Here is a 16,152-nt window from a genome sequence, read left to right on the forward strand (position 1 = left end):
ATCATTAAAAAAATGGTTGTAAAAGCAGTAATATTTGACATGGATGGTGTTCTGGTAGACTCAGAAAAATTCTGGACCCAGGCAGAACTGGATGTATTTTCATCTTATGGAGTGCAGGTTACGGATGATCTTGCGGCACAAACAAAGTATATGACCACTCAGGAAGTTACCGAATTCTGGTATAAAAGATTTCCCTGGGAAAATTTTGATGCCTCTGATCTGGAAAATAAAGTGGTTACAAGAGTAATCGAAATGATACAGACCGAAAACTGTACCATGTCTGGTGTAGAGAAGTTTATTAAAAATCTTAAGAACAAGGACTACAAAATAGGGCTGGCTACCAATGCTCCTTTACGTGTAGCACATGCGGTGCTTGAAAAGCTTCAGATTCATGACCTGTTTGATACCATTCACTCATCAGAGTTTGAAAATCAGGGAAAACCTCATCCTGCCGTATATCTTACTTCTGCAAAAAATTTGGGAGTTTCTCCGGAACACTGTATTGCTATTGAAGATAGTCAGTCAGGGCTTAAGGCAGCAAAAGAAGCAGGAATGCAGACTATCATTTTCACCAATAATGACGAAAATTTAGATTCAAATCTTGCCGATTTTAAAATCATGGATTTTAATACCATTTTTCTGCCGGTATTTGGTGAATAGTGAATAGTCAATCCGCTTCGCTGTGAATTTTAACAGGTGTTATAAAAATTGACTATTGACTGCACAGCAAATTGACTATTGACATATCCTCGCATCTCGCATCCCGAACCCCAAAATCAATACTTCGTCAACACCTCCATCAATAACAAAATAGAAACCAGCTTTTTAGAAGACTTATACTCCGGATTCAGTTGTTCACGGATTTCTCCCAAAGCTTTGCTTAGCTTATTGCTCACGGTCTTGTTGCTGATTCCCAGTGCTTCTGCTGTTTCATTGACCGACATATTTTTCCTGATTCTCATATCGTAGACCTGTTGCTCTGTTGAGGGAAGCTGAGAAACCACCTCATCAATCATGGATAACAAAGCAGAAATTTCATTTTCCTCAAGAATTTCAAAATAATCTGAATCTGCCATTTCAATTTCATTCGGAATATCAAACTCGTCAATACTCAGAGTAGGAGGAGCTTTTTTGTAGCTGTTATAAAAATCAATAATCCGGTAATGAAGATGACGGAGAAGGTAGCCTTTGGCACTTTCTGTTTCATCGGTTTGTATCACATCTGTATTTTCAAGAATCTTCATCCATAGATTCTGAAGAATTTCTTCAGAGACTTCTTTATCCCGTGTCCGTACAAAAACAAAGCGATATAGACTATCCCAGTATCGGTCATACAGCAGCATAAATGCAGGACGGTCGCCTGATTTTATTTTCTTTAATAATATATAGTCTGTTGGGCTCATATTGTGATACAAAATTACCTAAAGGAAAATTAACTTTTTGTGAACTTTGGGTGTGATAAGATTAAATATTTCTGAAAAACAGGACTCAAATATGACGTTAATGTTGAGTAAATGTGAAAAAGGATGAAAATTATTAACAATTTGGTTGTAATGTGAATATAACGTTAAGAATACCCTGGGGAAGTTTTTCATTTTCTCTGTCTTATAGATAGAAGTATCTGTGAATACATGAAAGACCTTATGAAAAAACTTTTACCATATAAAAATATTGAAGCCTTTGTTTTCAAACTTTGGGAACGGGAAGTTTCGGAAGACTCAATCTCTGAAAAAGAAAATAAACTTTTAAGACTATGGAGAACTCAGACAGAAAAAAATCTGGATGCTATTCATATGAAAGAATCCAAAGAAAGAGTATTATCCGGACTGGAGTATTATTTTCCTCAAACAGATAGTATTTCTATTTCATCTGTAAAAAGCTTTACAACACATCTCTATAAAATGGCTGCAGTTATTATTCTGCTTTTATCATTGGGCGGAATATTTACCTACACCATGTTCATTAAGCCTGACGTATATATTGCAAAATCCGGAAATCGTATTGTTCGTCTTGAAGACGGATCTGTGGTTACTCTTTTACAAGGCGCTGTAATGACTGTAGAGAAATCTTTTCCTGCGTCCACCAGAGTCGTGGATTTAAAAGGAGATGCAATCTTCTCTGTGGCAAAATCTAAAACACATCCATTCATCGTTCGTGCTGATGGTTTCAGTACCAAAGTATTAGGAACGGTATTTAAAATCTCACAGTCCGGGAAGAGAAAAGCGGTTGATCTTTATGAAGGAAAGGTGGCTGTATCCACTCCCGGGGTTCCTGTTTCTTTCCTTAAGCCTAATCAGAAGTGGACCAACTTCGGAATTGCTCATACTACGGCAGTTATTTCACTGAAACCTGTAAAAAATTCAGCAGACAGAATTGCTGCAATATTGTCTCTGAGTTTTAACGATGTTCCTTTAAAAGAAGTAGTAGTAGTCCTGGAAAGCAATTATCATACAAAGGTTCAATATCCTAAGGAAGCTGAAGATAAAAAAATTACTGCTGATTTTACGGGAGGAACGGTCGGAGAAAATATTGAATCACTGGCTTTCATCCTGGGACTGGAAGTACAGAAAAAAGAAAATACCTATATCCTTAAGAAATAAATCATTATAAAAAATAAATAATCATAATCAAGAGAACACTATTAAGTATGAAAAGTTTGAAATGTGGGATTACCATAGCAGCCTTATTTTTTACTGTAGCCGCAGAAGCTCAGGAGCTGGTGCAGAAAGTAACATTTTCTGTACCTGCCAACAGACCGTTGATTGAAGTTTTGGAAGAATTTGCCGGAAAAACGGGAATGAGACTGGCATATTCCAAGGTAGACATTAAAGAGCTGAAGGTAAAAGGAGTGAAATGTGAAAATACTTCTGTCAACAACTGTCTGAAGGATATTACCAACGGACTTCCTATTATTTACCGACTGCATGGTGATCTTATTTCGATAAAATATGAAAGTTCAAATATTTCCGCATTGGGAAACGGACGAATTTCCGGTAAAATAGTGGATGAAGTAGGAAATCCCATTACCGGAGCAGAAGTCACTGTAGCTCAGAAAACAGTGGTCACTGATAATAACGGTGACTTTACCATAGATCTTCCCTCGGGAACTTATAATCTGACGATAAAAGCACCTAAATATAATACGCTGAGAGTTGAAAAACTGTCTGTTACGAACAAAGAAACGAATGCTGTTTCATTTGCTTTAAACAAGGCCTCAGATAAAATTACAGACATCAAAGAAGTAGTAATTACTGCATCTCGTAAAGCAGATACTCAGGCGGGACTTCTTGCCCAGCAGAAGAAAGCAGCCCAGATGAGTGATGGTATTTCAGCGGAACAGATTTCCAAAACGCCGGATAGCGATGTAGGAGGAACTTTGAAAAGGGTAACAGGAATTACCACCATTGATAATAAATATGTAGTGGTAAGATCCATGGGAGAACGTTGGAACACCGCGGCCATGGACGGAATCAACCTGCCAAGCACGGAAGCGTATAATCAGAACTTTTCATTTGACATTATTCCTACGGCAATGGTAGAAAGTGTGGTGGTAAGCAAATCTGCCACTCCTGATATGAATGCCAGCTTTGCAGGAGGTTACGTAGAAGTGAGAACCAAGGATATTCCCAATGAAAACTTTACAACCGTTACGTTAGGAACTTCGTATAATGACCAGTCGGCTTTCAAAGAATTTCTGACCCGCAAGCGAGGAAAGTACGACTATTTCGGGTATGATGACGGTACAAGAGATTTTCCCAAAGGACTGGAGCCGATGAACTGGACAGATCCAAGGTTTTTTGAACAGTCCAGGCAGTTTACCAATGACAATTTCAGCACCTATAAAACCAGAGGTGATATGGGATCTAATATACAGCTGGCATTAGGAAGAACATATGCTCTTAAAAACAATAATAAATGGGGATTTGCCGGAGCATTTGTCATCAGAAATGAACAGAATAAACTGGATATTGACCATACGGGAAGAGGAAACTGGCTGGATACCACCGGACCTTATGTTGCCGATTGGGAAACAAAGGGAGTTGCTCCAATACCATTTTATAATTTCAAAAACAAAGGGGCTTCCTATAATTATAACTCTACGTTGGCAGGGATGCTCAATTTTGGACTTCAGCTGGGAAAAAACAGAATTTCATTCCGTAATTCATACACTCATATTTTTGATAATACATTAACAAGAGTTACAGGTTGGAATGAATATACCACTGGTAGTGCCATGGCATCCAATGCAGAATTAGCCTATAATTATTTTTACAACGGTGTCATCCCCAATAATGATCCGGCTCAGATCAAAAACTTAGACAGACCTTATACTGATAATACCAACTATCCCATTTTTCAGACCCTTTTGCAGAATAAACTGGAAGGGAATCACAAAATAGGAAACACTGAAGTCAGCTGGTTTGCAGCAAGAACCGGCATAACGTCTGATACGAAAGATTATACCCAATATCTGACCCTCTATGATTTTATTGGAAGTGAAATTCTGACCTATCATAAAATTTATAATACCGGCGGAAATTTCTACAGAGGATATATCGCCAACAAAGAAACCGATTACAATTACGGAGCTTCAGTAAAATGGGATCTGGATACAGGAAATTTTAAAAATACGGTGATGACAGGATATGCAGGAACATTAAAGAATAACACCAACCAACAGCAGAAATTCTTCTTAAGGGTCGATGAGAACCGGGATGTTCCGAATAGCGAAAAAAATTACCTGACGATGTATGGTACCCTTGCGGATTGGTTCAATGGCTCCCATTATGTTCCGGGTGGTATTGGCTGGGAAACCAAAGCATTGTATAAAAATGACAAGTATGAAGGAGAGGTTAATCAACATGCGGTTTTTGTCATGTTTGATAACCGTTGGAAGAAATTAAGGTTAGTCTGGGGCCTTCGTGCAGAGTACTTTAAATATGATCTTATCTCACAACAATTAGATCCAAATGATACAAAGAATGTGGAAAGAGCAGCCGTTGAAGATAAACCGTGGCAATGGATGCCCTCAGCGAACTTTACCTACAGTCCTACCAATAAAATTAATCTAAGGCTTGCTTACAACAGATCTGTGATCCGTCCTCAGTTCAATGAAAGAACAGGACTTCCATATTTCGATCCGATAGCTAATGGTTTAATTTATAATACAGAAATGACATCCTCTGTCATTAATAATTATGATTTCAAATTTGAATGGTTTCCCGGGTTGGGAGAAATATTTTCTGCAGGACTGTATTATAAAAATATAGACAGACCCATAGAACGTGAGGGACATATTTCCAGCGAAGGAAATTTATATCTCTATAATGGTAATTCGAAAAATGCAAAATTATTGGGAGTGGAAGCTGAAGTAAGAAAGAATTTAGGATTTATTGCAGACGGAACCTTTCTGGAAAAGCTTTTCATAAGCGGAAATTTTACGTATAACCATACCAAAGTAGTGGCTTTTAAAGATCTGTACAAAACAGGTGATAATGATGAAACCTATGAAGTGAAACGCCCGCTTTACGGACAGACTCCTTATGCTTACAATCTTGGATTGACGTATGATGGTGATCGTTTGGGACTGAGTTTTTTATACAATGCTAAAGGAGATCAGTATATCACTGTTGGGTATGCTTACAAAGGAGAAGAAATACAGCGCCCTTATGCTGTGGCAGACGCACAGATCTCCTATAAATTTCTTCGGAATAAAAACCTTGAATTAAAATTAAATGCCAGAAACTTATTCAACAGGGTAAAGGAATACTATAATAATTATAATTCCTATGTGATCCCTCTAGGATTGGGGAGTGCCATTGGAACTGAGCGGGAAGCGTGGGGACTTTTACCTGGTGCAACAGACAGATATGATAAGAACATTGATAAGATTATGTTTCGGGCCTACAGCGGAAGAATGTTCAGCCTAAGTGTGAATTATATGTTTTAAAAACAAAACTTAAGACATACATGGTTTAATAAAAATAGAAAAATATAACATAATAATTAAGACGGTACAATGAAAAAGTTAATTCCAATTATAATATTATCCTTCCTTACAGCTTGTCAGCAGGAGAGGCTTGAAGATAAGCAATCTTCGTTCGAACTGAAGGCAACTTCCTCAGAATATCTTACTGCTTCTGCACTTCCAGTAGTTACTGTAAGTGGTAACATTACCACGAATACAACCTGGAGTGGAGTTATTGAAATTGATGGTATAGTAACGGTAAAAGATGGAGCAACACTGACAATCCTTCCCGGAACTTATATTAAGGCAAAACCCAAAGGAATAGCAGAGCCATCAGGAATGCTGATCATTAATAAAACAGGAAAAATTAATGCCGTAGGAACAGAAAACCAACCTATTATTTTTACAAGCTATAAATTATTAGATGGAAGTGAAGATACTATTGGAGCTGCTGGTGACTTTGGCGGATTGATTATATTGGGTGATGCTTTAACAAACACGCCTTCTACAACAACCATTGAGGGACTTTTCGGACCAGATTATTATTATGGTGGGACTAACCAAAATCATAACGCGGGAATATTGAAGTATGTTCGCATTGAATTTGGAGGAGCAGAGATCTATCCAAATACCATTCATGAAATAAACGGTCTTACATTAGCCGGAGTGGGGAGTGGTACAACTATCGACCATATTCAGGTATCTTATGGTAAAGATGATTCCTTTGAATTTTATGGAGGAAATGTAAATGCATCCAACCTTATTTCTTTTGCACCCGATGATGATAATTTTGATTTTAATAACGGGTATACAGGAACTATCACCTGTGCACTGGCTTTAGCAGATTATAATTCTACTCATAGTCTCAGTGGGACAGTCAATGACTCTCATGGTATTGAACTCGATAATAATATTGATGGAACATCCACAGCATTAGTAACACATCCTGTAATTAACAATCTTACAATAATTGGAGTATGGAAATCTACAATGGGAGAAAAGTATGGAAATGGAATTTATGTTAGAAGAAATGGAAGGCTAACATTAAATAATGCTGTTGTTACCGGATACCCTATAGGAATTAAGGTAGAAGGTACAGGCTCAGTGCTTTCTTCGGGGTCTAACTATAATACCATTCAGGTCCACGGATTTATAACTTCTGTAATAGGTGCCGGAACAGCGGGAATTCCTATGTTGAACTTATCTACTGGACTTTCTGCTTCCGTTTGGGGAATGAATCAGCCATATTTTAACGAAGGAGGATGGAATATCTCACCAAGGAATTGTGGCAATTTTCAAGGACTTTGGACTAAGTATAATTTCTCCATTTTAGAATAAGGAGACGAAATCTATGAGTAAGAAAATAGGCACTTAGATTAAAAAGATATCTTAATTATAGCAGCGTACAGGTTTCGGGAACCTGATCAAAAACTGAAATAATACTGATGATGCGCACAGCAGTACAGTTCTGAAAAAACCGGACGTTAACAGCTTTTCCCAGGCATTAACGATTTTCATGGGAACGCCCGCAATGCAGCTCCTCCTGCAGCGATGGGATGAACACCAAAAAACAAATCGAAGGAATAGAGAGGAAGATATTCCTGAATATTAAAAAACTGATCTGGTATAAAAATAACACGACCGGATTTATTAAAAATTATAACAATGAAAAGACTAACTCTAATTGCAGTGGCAGCATTATCTCTTACAGCTTGTCAAAATGATCAACTGGCAGATTCATCTTCTCCATTCGAAATGAAATCTACTTCTGCTGAGTACCTTACAGCTTCTGCGCTTCCGGTAACCAGTGTAAGTGGTGATATTACTTCAAATACTACATGGAGTGGAGTAGTTGAACTAAATGGAATTGTAACGGTAAAAAATGGGGCTACATTAACAATCCAGCCGGGTACATTTATTAAAGCTAAGCCAAACACAAACAATACAGCTACAGGAGTTTTGGTAATTTCTAAAACAGGAAAAATCAATGCAGCAGGTACAGAAGCTCAGCCAATCATTTTTACAAGCTACAAATTGTTAGATGGAAACGAAGATACAACTGCTGCTCCTGGTGACTTCGGAGGGGTTATTATCTTAGGAGATGCTCCTACCAACACGCCTTTCACAAAAACAATTGAAGGATTATCCGGTCCTGATTTCTATTATGGAGGTACCAATGCTTCCCATAACGGAGGAACATTAAAATATGTTCGTATCGAATTTGCAGGATATGATCTTTTAGCGCCAAACTCAGGAAACGAAATCAACGGTCTTACTTTAGGAGGGGTTGGAAACGGAACTACTTTGGATCATATTCAGGTTTCTTTCGGGAAAGATGACTCTTTCGAATTCTTCGGTGGTACTGTAAACGCTTCAAACCTTGTTTCTTTTGCAGCTGATGATGATAACTTCGACTTCGATAACGGATATACAGGAACAATCACTTGTGCATTAGCTTTGGCAGATTACAACTCTACACACAGTCTTAGCGGATCAAGCCCGGATTCTAACGGTATCGAGCTTGATAACAACGCAGAAGGTTCTTCTACAACATTGTTGACTCATCCGGTGATCAACAACCTTACTATCGTTGGTTCTAAGAACTCTACTAAAGGTGCTTTATATGAAAACGGTATCCACATCAGAAGACACGGAAGATTAACATTAAATAACGCTGTCGTTACAGGTTATCCTGTGGGTATCAAAGTAGAAGGTACAGGTTCTGAGCTTTCTTCAGCTTCAGCATACAGCACCATCCAGGTTCACGGATTTACTACTTCAGTTACAGGTACAGGTACAGCAGGAATCCCTGCAGCTAACCTGGCGACTGGTACTCCTGCAACTCTATGGGGTATGAGCCAGCCTTTCTTCAACGAAGGTGGTTGGAATGTATCTCCAAGAAACTGTGGAAACTTCCAGGGACTTTGGACAAAATACAATTTCTCCATTGTAGAATAATAAAAACTTTAAAAAGCAGGGAACAGCACATGCTGATTCCTTGCTTTTACTTCAAAAATTTTAATCATCAGCATTATGAAAAAAATAATTTTATCATCTGCTCTGTTTTTATCCCACCTGGCTGCAGCACAGTCTCTGGTATGGGGAAATTCTTTTGATACTCCTGCTGACCTTCAGGGATGGACCTTTCATGACCTCAATAGCAATGGAAACGGATGGGTACAGGGAGAAAACATTTATCACAACGGAACTACCTTGGCCTATGGAACTGCAGGTGTTCTCCGCCATTCTATCAATTTGGTTCCAACTGGAAATGCTAACGGATTTACCGCAGAAAATGACTGGATTATTTCTCCTCAGATTGACCTTACCAATACTGCAGGAACCATTACACTGGCCGCCTATATCGGGAGACAGAGATCTACTCATACAATTGTTGCCAGAGAACTTTTTATCTATGTAAGCACACCGCAGAAAGAGGTTCCTACATTATCGGACTTCCAGGCGATGACTGTAGATGCAAACGGAAATGATGTTCAGAGTATGTATAAAATACAGGTAGGTGACTCAGCCAATCCTTTTCCGGCAGATCTTACCCAGTTTGTAGAATCTCTTGTAGATCTTTCTGCTTTTGCGGGAAAAAAGATCTATATCGGAATGTGGTCAAACAGAAAAACAAGCGGAAACAATGTCCAGAACATCAATATTGATGAAATAGGAATTTATGCTACTTCATTTTTGGGAACTAAGGATGTAAAAGGAAACAAAATTGTAACACAAATAGCAGAAAATCCGGTAAGAGAATCTTTACAGCTGCATCTTAACCCAGCATTGAAAGAAAATACAACTGTAGTCAATATTTACAATGCAGCAGGACAAAAAGTCTTAACCACTCCATATGCTAAAGCGATCAACACAGCAGGGCTTACATCCGGAGCGTATATCGCAGAAATTACGGATGGAAAGATTACGGAAAGGCTGAAGTTTATTAAAAAATAATCATTCCGCCCCCTTAGAATCTGATTTTTAGAAACACCATGAAATTTTAATATAAAAGAATGGGTAGCCTTCGCAAAAAGGTTATCCAGAATATATCCAACTAGTTTTTTTATAATTATATTGCCCGGCCCATGGCATGGGCCGGACAATATTTTTAAGTTTTACAAGAAATAATTGAAGAAAGATGAACAAAATCTTCGCATTACTACTGTTATTCACTGTACTGTTTTCATGTACAGACAATAATACCATGGAGCTGTATGATAAAGTGCAGAAACCCGGAGACGTTAATATCAAAGGATTTTCCAAACCTGATGTCCTTCAGCTGAGGTTGAACGGACAGCCTGTATCCATTGAAGGAAAAACGTCCTATACCAATAAAATTGAAACCCAGCTTCAGTTTGTTCTGGATCAGGGAGAAACTAATAAATTGTCTGTCTACAATAATGAAACAGGCGCTGAAATTGCAAAATACAATATTACATATGACAATATAAATGATTATAAAAACCTCTACTTTTTTAATCTTCCCGGAATTTATCTGCAGACCTATGCGGTAAAACCTCAGGTGAACCTCGGGAAAGTAGGTTTTGAATTTATTTTTCCCAATCTGGGAGAATTTTCCGGAAGCTCTCTCAAAGAAGTGAAAGGCATTTTGAAAAGAGAAAACGGAGTAGTACTTGCCGAGTTTGATAATATAGGAAAAGACAACTTTACCGCAGTGAAAATTTATAGCTTCTTCAGCTCGACAGCTCCCATATATCTTGAATTATACAAACCGGGAACTACAGAGCCTTATGCGGGATCTAAAATGATTCAGGTGAAATTAAAACAACACACGGGCGCCAATATGATTGTACTTCAGGAAAAAATGGAAAATGGAGAATGGGTGGTAAAAGGAGATATTGACGTAGCAGAATATCTGTAATTATATATGAAAAACTTTTTAAAACTTCAATATATTGCCATCGCAGTTTTTCTCATTTCGTGTACCAATAATAATGACGAAAGTGCACCCGTTTTTCCGGAGGGAAGTACAGAATTTGTGAATCTATGGGTTCAGGACAGTATGAAACGGTATTATTACTGGGCAGATGAGATGCCTGCAAAACCGGATTATCAGCTTCCTGTAAAAGATTTTTTCAAAAGTCTGCTGTCTCCCAAAGATCGGTTTTCTTTTATGGTGAATACGGAAGATTCCTCTTCGTATCCACGTTCTATAAGGAATATGTACGGTTTTGACTATACCATTGTTCAGCTTGCTAATAATGAAGTGGTTACTGTAGTGAAGCTGGTGCTGCAAAACTCCCCGGCTTTCAATGCAGGACTGGAGAGAGGAATGATCATTACCAAAGTCAATGGAAAAGTAATGACAGCCGCGAATGCCGAAGCAATGGCTTCATCCATTAAAGACCAGACGGTTGTAGAGCTTACCGTTGGAAAATGGCAAAACGGAAGCGTTAAGGATGAAAAAAACATCACCGTTTACTATGGTTTCTCTTTTGAACAGCCTGTTTTATCCAAAGTTTTTGAAAAAAATGGTAAAAAAGTAGGTTATATGTACATCTATGATTTCCCTGACGGAATGACTCAAACGCTATATCAAAAGTTTGGGGAATTGAAGGCCGCCGGAGTAAAGGAATTAATTCTGGATCTTCGATACAATTATGGAGGTTCGGTGTCATCTGCAGCAGCTCTTTGCTCCCTGATTCCTTCAGGATTATCATCCGGTTCACCGTTCATCATTTTTAAAGGAAATAAAAACGGAGGGGAAGTAAAAAGAACATTTGCCCAACAGATTGCTTACGATCCCAAAGCTTTGGACTTTACAACTTTGCGTGCGAATGCTTTGGGATTGCAGAAAGTTTTTATCCTCACATCGAACAGTACAGCATCTGCGGCTGAAATTGTGGTGAATAACCTGAAACCTTATATGCAGGTGATTCAAATAGGAGATACTACGCTGGGGAAAGATATGGCAGGATTTGTTGTGGAAGACAAACGTAAACCCAGAAAAATTTCCTGGCAGATTCATCCGGTGATTTATAAAGTCTTTAATGCCAGCGGAGCCGGAGAATACAGTAGTGGAATTTCCCCGCAGAGCAATGTCAATGAATTTACCGGACTGCCATTATTACCTTTGGGAGATCCCAATGAAACCCTTATTTCTTCTGCACTTAACGGAGGTTATTTCAAATCAGCAGACCACGAAAAGAATGGAAATATCAAAATTTTATTTCAGAGTGATGTGCCTCCGGTTATGATGGAGAAATAAGCTGGATTCAAAAAACAAAAAATAATATAAAAAATATCTTTATCCTTTACCCATTCACAAAATAACTAAAATGATAAAATCATGCAGGGAATAGAACCAAAACTTCACATGAACCTGACCAGCCGAATTGAATATTACCGTCTGCTGATAGAAGCTGCGGAAGATCCTGAAAGCCAGCCTTCGGAGGTGATGACCCAGATTTCAGAACTGGGACATCTGTACGAAGAGTATCTGCTTAATAAGAAAAATCTGGAAAACAGCATCAAAAACTACCGGGCCTATCATAACGATTTGAGAAAAAAGCTCACATCAAGACTGAGGGAGCTCAGAAGAAAGGCAAGACAGAAATAAAGCCCGGAATGTACTTTATCGGTTGGTTTTACGGTGAAATTCATACCTTTATGACATCAAGCAGAAGGATGAAAGACTTATGAATTTTACTCAGGCAGAACTTTCCGGTTATTTACAGGTATTTTGGCAGTTTTCTTGGCCGCAATGGTTGATATTCAGTCTGATCGTTAATATTTTCCTATATCTGTTTTCGATAGGGTTGTATATTTTTATCGAGAAGACTTGTCGTAAAAGTCAGCTGCAGGAGAAGAATCATCCTGTTACCCGATCTGACTTTTATCTTAGTCTGCTTACCATAGGATGTAACAGTTTTGTTATGCTTTTGGGGGCTTTTTTATGGAAAAAAGGATGGATTGTGCCGGGGCAGACAGAATCAGTAATTGGAATAATAGCGGAAGTAGCTGTTTTACTCCTCTTAATGGATTTTCTGATGTATTTATTTCATTTTGCAGCACATTTACCTTTGGTCTATAAAGTTCTACACGGAAAACACCATGAACATATCAGTACCAACTTTTTAAGTCTTTTTGTTCTGCATCCTTTGGAAACCATAGGGTTCGGACTGATGATGCTGGTTTTACTTGTAGGCCATGATTTTTCTGTGATTTCGATTTCAATATATCTTTTGCTTAATCTTATCTGGGGAACGATAGGACACTTGAACAGAGAGTTTTTTCCATCCTCTTTTGACCGCTTTTTTGTGGGAACAACCAGGTTTCATAACCAGCACCATTTGGATGAAAGTAAAAACTTTGGATTTTATACTTCAATCTGGGACAGGTTATTCAGGACGTATAAGTAACTATGGGTACTACAGTTTTATATTATTCAAAACTTTACCCAGCAGATAATTAAAGTTTTTTAATTCTTCAGAGGTAAGTATGGAAGCCGTCTGATGAGTGATAGCCTTACGGAAAGTTTCAGAATTATCTACAATAAACCTTCCTTTATCCGTTACTGAAAGATTGAATTTCCTGTGGTCCACTTTCTCTTGTTCCCGGACAATCAAATCTTGACCGATCAGAAATTTCAGCTGTTTTGAAATGGCTGCCTGGCTAATGTTGAAAGCCAGTGATATTTCCCTTCCTGTTGCTGTTCCTTTCCTCATAATAAATTCAATAATATTATAATGAGCAGCAGTTACTCCGTTAATGTCACCCCGGTTCATGTGAGCCAGAATAAGACATTGGAAATCAGTAAATGTGTTAAAAAATTCTTTTTCAATGAGTTCCATTACAAAAATGCTTAACTTAGTTAAATATTAACAAAGTTAAGCATTTTTATCATGGAAAATATAGAAATTACGAACGCTCGTCAGAATAATCTCAAAAATATTTCCATAAAAATTCCAAAGTACAGGATCGTGGTTTTTACGGGAGTATCGGGATCCGGAAAATCATCTTTGGTTTTTGAAACCATTGGAGCAGAAGCACAAAGACAGATTAATGAAACCCAGAACAGTTTTATCAGAAACCGCCTGCAGCATTATGGCCTTCCGGATGTAGATAAAATTGAAAACCTTAATGTTCCAATCATTATCAATCAAAAACGGTTGGGTGGAAATGCCAGATCTACAGTGGGAACGGCAGCGGACGTGTCTGCTTCTCTGAGACTGTTGTTTTCGAGAATGGGAGAGCCGTTTGTAGGATATTCCAATGTATTTTCATTTAATCACCCTCAGGGAATGTGTCCTGAATGTGAGGGATTAGGATTTGTACAAACTTTGAATGTGAATACCTTGATTGATCGTGAAAAATCCTTACATGAAGGAGCCATTCGCTTCCCTACATTTCAGCCTGGAGGATGGCGTTTAACAAGATATACTTTGTCCGGTTATTTCGATAATGATAAAAAGTTGAAGGATTTCACCGATAAAGAATGGGAAACCCTGTTGTATGCACAGGAACACAAACCGAAACATCCTGATAAAGAATGGGGAAAAACGGTAAAATATGAAGGAATTGTTCCAAGGATTGAAAAAGCATTTCTGAAAAAAGATTCAAAAGAAAACATCACAAGAAAAGACGCTCTGAAGAATATTGTGATTACCAAAACCTGCCCGTCTTGCCAGGGAAAACGTCTGAACGAAAAAATACTGTCCTGTAAAATCGAAGGTAAAAGTATTGCAGATTGTATGGCCCTTTCAGTGGATGAACTGCTTGAGTTTATTACCTCACTGGATTCAAAAGCATATGAAGTCCTCATCAAAGAGCTTTCCGCAAAGCTGCAGAATATCATTACGATAGGATTGCAGTATCTGACTCTTGACAGAAGTACCAACACGCTTTCCGGAGGAGAATCTCAGCGTATAAAAATGGTGAGGAGTTTGGGAAACAGCCTGGTAGATCTGTTGTATATTTTTGATGAACCCAGTATTGGACTTCATCCGAAGGATCTGCAGAATATCATCACTATTATTCAGCAGATCAGAGACAAAGGAAACTCTGTTTTAATCGTTGAGCATGATCCGGATCTGATCAAAATGGCGGACAGGGTAATTGATATTGGCCCCGGTTCAGGAAGAAACGGAGGAGAAGTGATCTATGACGGGGCGTTTAAAGATTTAAAAAAATCGGCAGGTAAAACAGGTTCTTATTTCGCAACAAAACCTTCCATCAAACAAGAATTCAGAAAACCTGATGGCTATCTGGAAATTAAAAATGCCAACAGATATAATCTTAAAAATGTGACGGTAAATATTCCGACAGGAGTAATTACAGTCGTAACCGGTGTTGCAGGATCCGGCAAAAGTACCCTGATAAATCGTATTCTCCCGGAACTCTATCCGGATGTAACTATTATTGATCAATCTTTGTTTGCTGCAAGTGCCCGCTCCAATTTGCTTACTTATCTCGGAATATCAGATATTGTACGTAAGCTTTTTGCACAATCTAACCATGTTTCAGATAAACTCTTCAGCAGAAACAGTGACGGAGCCTGCAAAAACTGTAAAGGTTTGGGAATAGAAAAGATTGACCTGGCTTTTATGGATGATATTGAGCAGCCATGCGAGGTTTGCGGAGGTTCAGGATTTGATCCTGATGTACTGCAATATACCTACAGCGGAAAAACAATTGCAGAAGTCATGAGCATGACGGTTTCTGAGGCCTCTGATTTTTTTAAGGAAGAATTGGTGCTCAGAAATTTTGACCTCCTGATACAATTAGGTCTTGATTATCTGACATTAGGGCAAAGACTGGACAGCTTTTCCGGAGGTGAAAGACAACGCCTTAAGCTGACAAGAGAACTGAAAAATACCAATCAGATCATTATTCTTGATGAACCGAGCACAGGACTGCATCCAAGTGATACCCAAAAACTGCTTACGTTTTTTAATGGACTTGCAGATCAGAATAATACGCTGATTGTTATCGAACACAATCTTGATATTATTTCACAGGCAGACTGGATTATTGATATGGGACCGGGCGCAGGGAAATTTGGAGGTGAAGTATTGTTTGAAGGAACTCCGGTGGATATTTTGAAAAATAAAAAATCATTCACTGCAGAGTTTTTGAGAAAACATATCCAATAAAAACAAAAGAAAAGCATTAAGTTGAACTTAACCATGAGATTGCTTCACCTATGGTTCGCAATGACA

General features: G+C 38.3%; 13 protein-coding genes. 11 read left to right on the forward strand and 2 right to left on the reverse strand.

The window, feature by feature from the left end:
- Nucleotides 1-12 precede the first annotated feature (12 nt).
- Nucleotides 13-660 (forward strand): hexitol phosphatase HxpB, encoded by a 648-nt coding sequence (gene hxpB / locus DEU39_RS02225; RefSeq protein ID WP_062670453.1) that lies wholly within the window; start codon nucleotides 13-15, stop codon nucleotides 658-660.
- 116 nt (nucleotides 661-776) lie between these two features.
- On the opposite strand, the gene DEU39_RS02230 is transcribed toward hxpB, so the two are convergent.
- Nucleotides 777-1,403, reverse strand: a complete 627-nt coding sequence (locus DEU39_RS02230; protein WP_062670452.1) for an RNA polymerase sigma factor — start codon at nucleotides 1,401-1,403, stop codon at nucleotides 777-779.
- A gap of 240 nt (nucleotides 1,404-1,643) precedes the next feature.
- Between DEU39_RS02230 and DEU39_RS02235 the strand changes: the two genes are divergently transcribed.
- The 9 genes from DEU39_RS02235 to DEU39_RS02275 all read left to right on the forward strand — a co-directional run bounded on the left by DEU39_RS02235 (nucleotide 1,644) and on the right by DEU39_RS02275 (nucleotide 13,353).
- Nucleotides 1,644-2,600, forward strand: a complete 957-nt coding sequence (locus DEU39_RS02235) for a FecR family protein (protein ID WP_228436603.1) — start codon at nucleotides 1,644-1,646, stop codon at nucleotides 2,598-2,600.
- Nucleotides 2,601-2,647: 47 nt separating this feature from the next.
- On the forward strand, nucleotides 2,648-5,950 hold the full coding sequence (locus DEU39_RS02240; protein WP_120230782.1) for a TonB-dependent receptor: 3,303 nt from the start codon (nucleotides 2,648-2,650) through the stop codon (nucleotides 5,948-5,950).
- A 69-nt stretch (nucleotides 5,951-6,019) separates the two neighbouring features.
- A complete protein-coding gene (locus tag DEU39_RS02245) occupies nucleotides 6,020-7,306 on the forward strand; it encodes a hypothetical protein (RefSeq protein WP_120230783.1) in 1,287 nt (428 codons plus the stop codon).
- Nucleotides 7,307-7,633: 327 nt separating this feature from the next.
- Nucleotides 7,634-8,926, forward strand: a complete 1,293-nt coding sequence (locus DEU39_RS02250) for a hypothetical protein (RefSeq protein WP_120230784.1) — start codon at nucleotides 7,634-7,636, stop codon at nucleotides 8,924-8,926.
- A gap of 75 nt (nucleotides 8,927-9,001) precedes the next feature.
- Nucleotides 9,002-9,925, forward strand: a complete 924-nt coding sequence (locus DEU39_RS02255; protein ID WP_120230785.1) for a T9SS-dependent choice-of-anchor J family protein — start codon at nucleotides 9,002-9,004, stop codon at nucleotides 9,923-9,925.
- 184 nt (nucleotides 9,926-10,109) lie between these two features.
- Nucleotides 10,110-10,853, forward strand: a complete 744-nt coding sequence (locus DEU39_RS02260) for a hypothetical protein (RefSeq protein ID WP_228436605.1) — start codon at nucleotides 10,110-10,112, stop codon at nucleotides 10,851-10,853.
- A gap of 6 nt (nucleotides 10,854-10,859) precedes the next feature.
- Nucleotides 10,860-12,200 carry a S41 family peptidase gene (locus DEU39_RS02265; protein ID WP_120230787.1) on the forward strand — a complete coding sequence of 447 codons (1,341 nt, stop codon included), beginning with the start codon at nucleotides 10,860-10,862 and terminating at the stop codon, nucleotides 12,198-12,200.
- 81 nt (nucleotides 12,201-12,281) lie between these two features.
- Complete coding sequence (locus DEU39_RS02270; protein WP_120230788.1) at nucleotides 12,282-12,551, forward strand: hypothetical protein; 270 nt, start codon at nucleotides 12,282-12,284, stop codon at nucleotides 12,549-12,551.
- Between the two features lie 79 nt (nucleotides 12,552-12,630).
- Nucleotides 12,631-13,353 (forward strand): sterol desaturase family protein, encoded by a 723-nt coding sequence (locus DEU39_RS02275; RefSeq protein ID WP_082798693.1) that lies wholly within the window; start codon nucleotides 12,631-12,633, stop codon nucleotides 13,351-13,353.
- Nucleotides 13,354-13,362: 9 nt separating this feature from the next.
- Here DEU39_RS02275 and DEU39_RS02280 read toward each other — a convergent pair whose 3' ends face one another.
- The gene (locus DEU39_RS02280) at nucleotides 13,363-13,785 is read right to left on the reverse strand and encodes a MarR family winged helix-turn-helix transcriptional regulator (protein WP_120230789.1); all 423 of its coding nucleotides are present in this window, start codon (nucleotides 13,783-13,785) and stop codon (nucleotides 13,363-13,365) included.
- Nucleotides 13,786-13,836: 51 nt separating this feature from the next.
- On the opposite strand from DEU39_RS02280, the gene DEU39_RS02285 reads away from it, so the two are divergent.
- Nucleotides 13,837-16,086 carry an ATP-binding cassette domain-containing protein gene (locus DEU39_RS02285; protein WP_120230790.1) on the forward strand — a complete coding sequence of 750 codons (2,250 nt, stop codon included), beginning with the start codon at nucleotides 13,837-13,839 and terminating at the stop codon, nucleotides 16,084-16,086.
- The last annotated feature ends 66 nt before the right edge of the window (nucleotides 16,087-16,152 follow it).

Origin of the sequence: Chryseobacterium sp. AG363 (genome assembly GCF_003610675.1) — a bacterium.
Lineage (GTDB): Bacteria > Bacteroidota > Bacteroidia > Flavobacteriales > Weeksellaceae > Chryseobacterium > Chryseobacterium cucumeris.

What these genes read in the sequence shown, in the direction of transcription:
- DEU39_RS02275 (WP_082798693.1), top strand. Translation starts at nt 12,631, where the DNA reads ATGAATTTTACTCAGGCAGAACTTTCCGGTTATTTACAGGTATTTTGG.
- DEU39_RS02235 (WP_228436603.1), top strand. Translation starts at nt 1,644, where the DNA reads ATGAAAAAACTTTTACCATATAAAAATATTGAAGCCTTTGTTTTCAAA.
- DEU39_RS02270 (WP_120230788.1), top strand. Translation starts at nt 12,282, where the DNA reads ATGCAGGGAATAGAACCAAAACTTCACATGAACCTGACCAGCCGAATT.
- DEU39_RS02230 (WP_062670452.1), bottom strand. Translation starts at nt 1,403, where the DNA reads ATGAGCCCAACAGACTATATATTATTAAAGAAAATAAAATCAGGCGAC.
- hxpB (WP_062670453.1), top strand. Translation starts at nt 13, where the DNA reads ATGGTTGTAAAAGCAGTAATATTTGACATGGATGGTGTTCTGGTAGAC.
- DEU39_RS02245 (WP_120230783.1), top strand. Translation starts at nt 6,020, where the DNA reads ATGAAAAAGTTAATTCCAATTATAATATTATCCTTCCTTACAGCTTGT.
- DEU39_RS02280 (WP_120230789.1), bottom strand. Translation starts at nt 13,785, where the DNA reads ATGGAACTCATTGAAAAAGAATTTTTTAACACATTTACTGATTTCCAA.
- DEU39_RS02240 (WP_120230782.1), top strand. Translation starts at nt 2,648, where the DNA reads ATGAAAAGTTTGAAATGTGGGATTACCATAGCAGCCTTATTTTTTACT.
- DEU39_RS02265 (WP_120230787.1), top strand. Translation starts at nt 10,860, where the DNA reads ATGAAAAACTTTTTAAAACTTCAATATATTGCCATCGCAGTTTTTCTC.
- DEU39_RS02255 (WP_120230785.1), top strand. Translation starts at nt 9,002, where the DNA reads ATGAAAAAAATAATTTTATCATCTGCTCTGTTTTTATCCCACCTGGCT.
- DEU39_RS02285 (WP_120230790.1), top strand. Translation starts at nt 13,837, where the DNA reads ATGGAAAATATAGAAATTACGAACGCTCGTCAGAATAATCTCAAAAAT.
- DEU39_RS02260 (WP_228436605.1), top strand. Translation starts at nt 10,110, where the DNA reads ATGAACAAAATCTTCGCATTACTACTGTTATTCACTGTACTGTTTTCA.
- DEU39_RS02250 (WP_120230784.1), top strand. Translation starts at nt 7,634, where the DNA reads ATGAAAAGACTAACTCTAATTGCAGTGGCAGCATTATCTCTTACAGCT.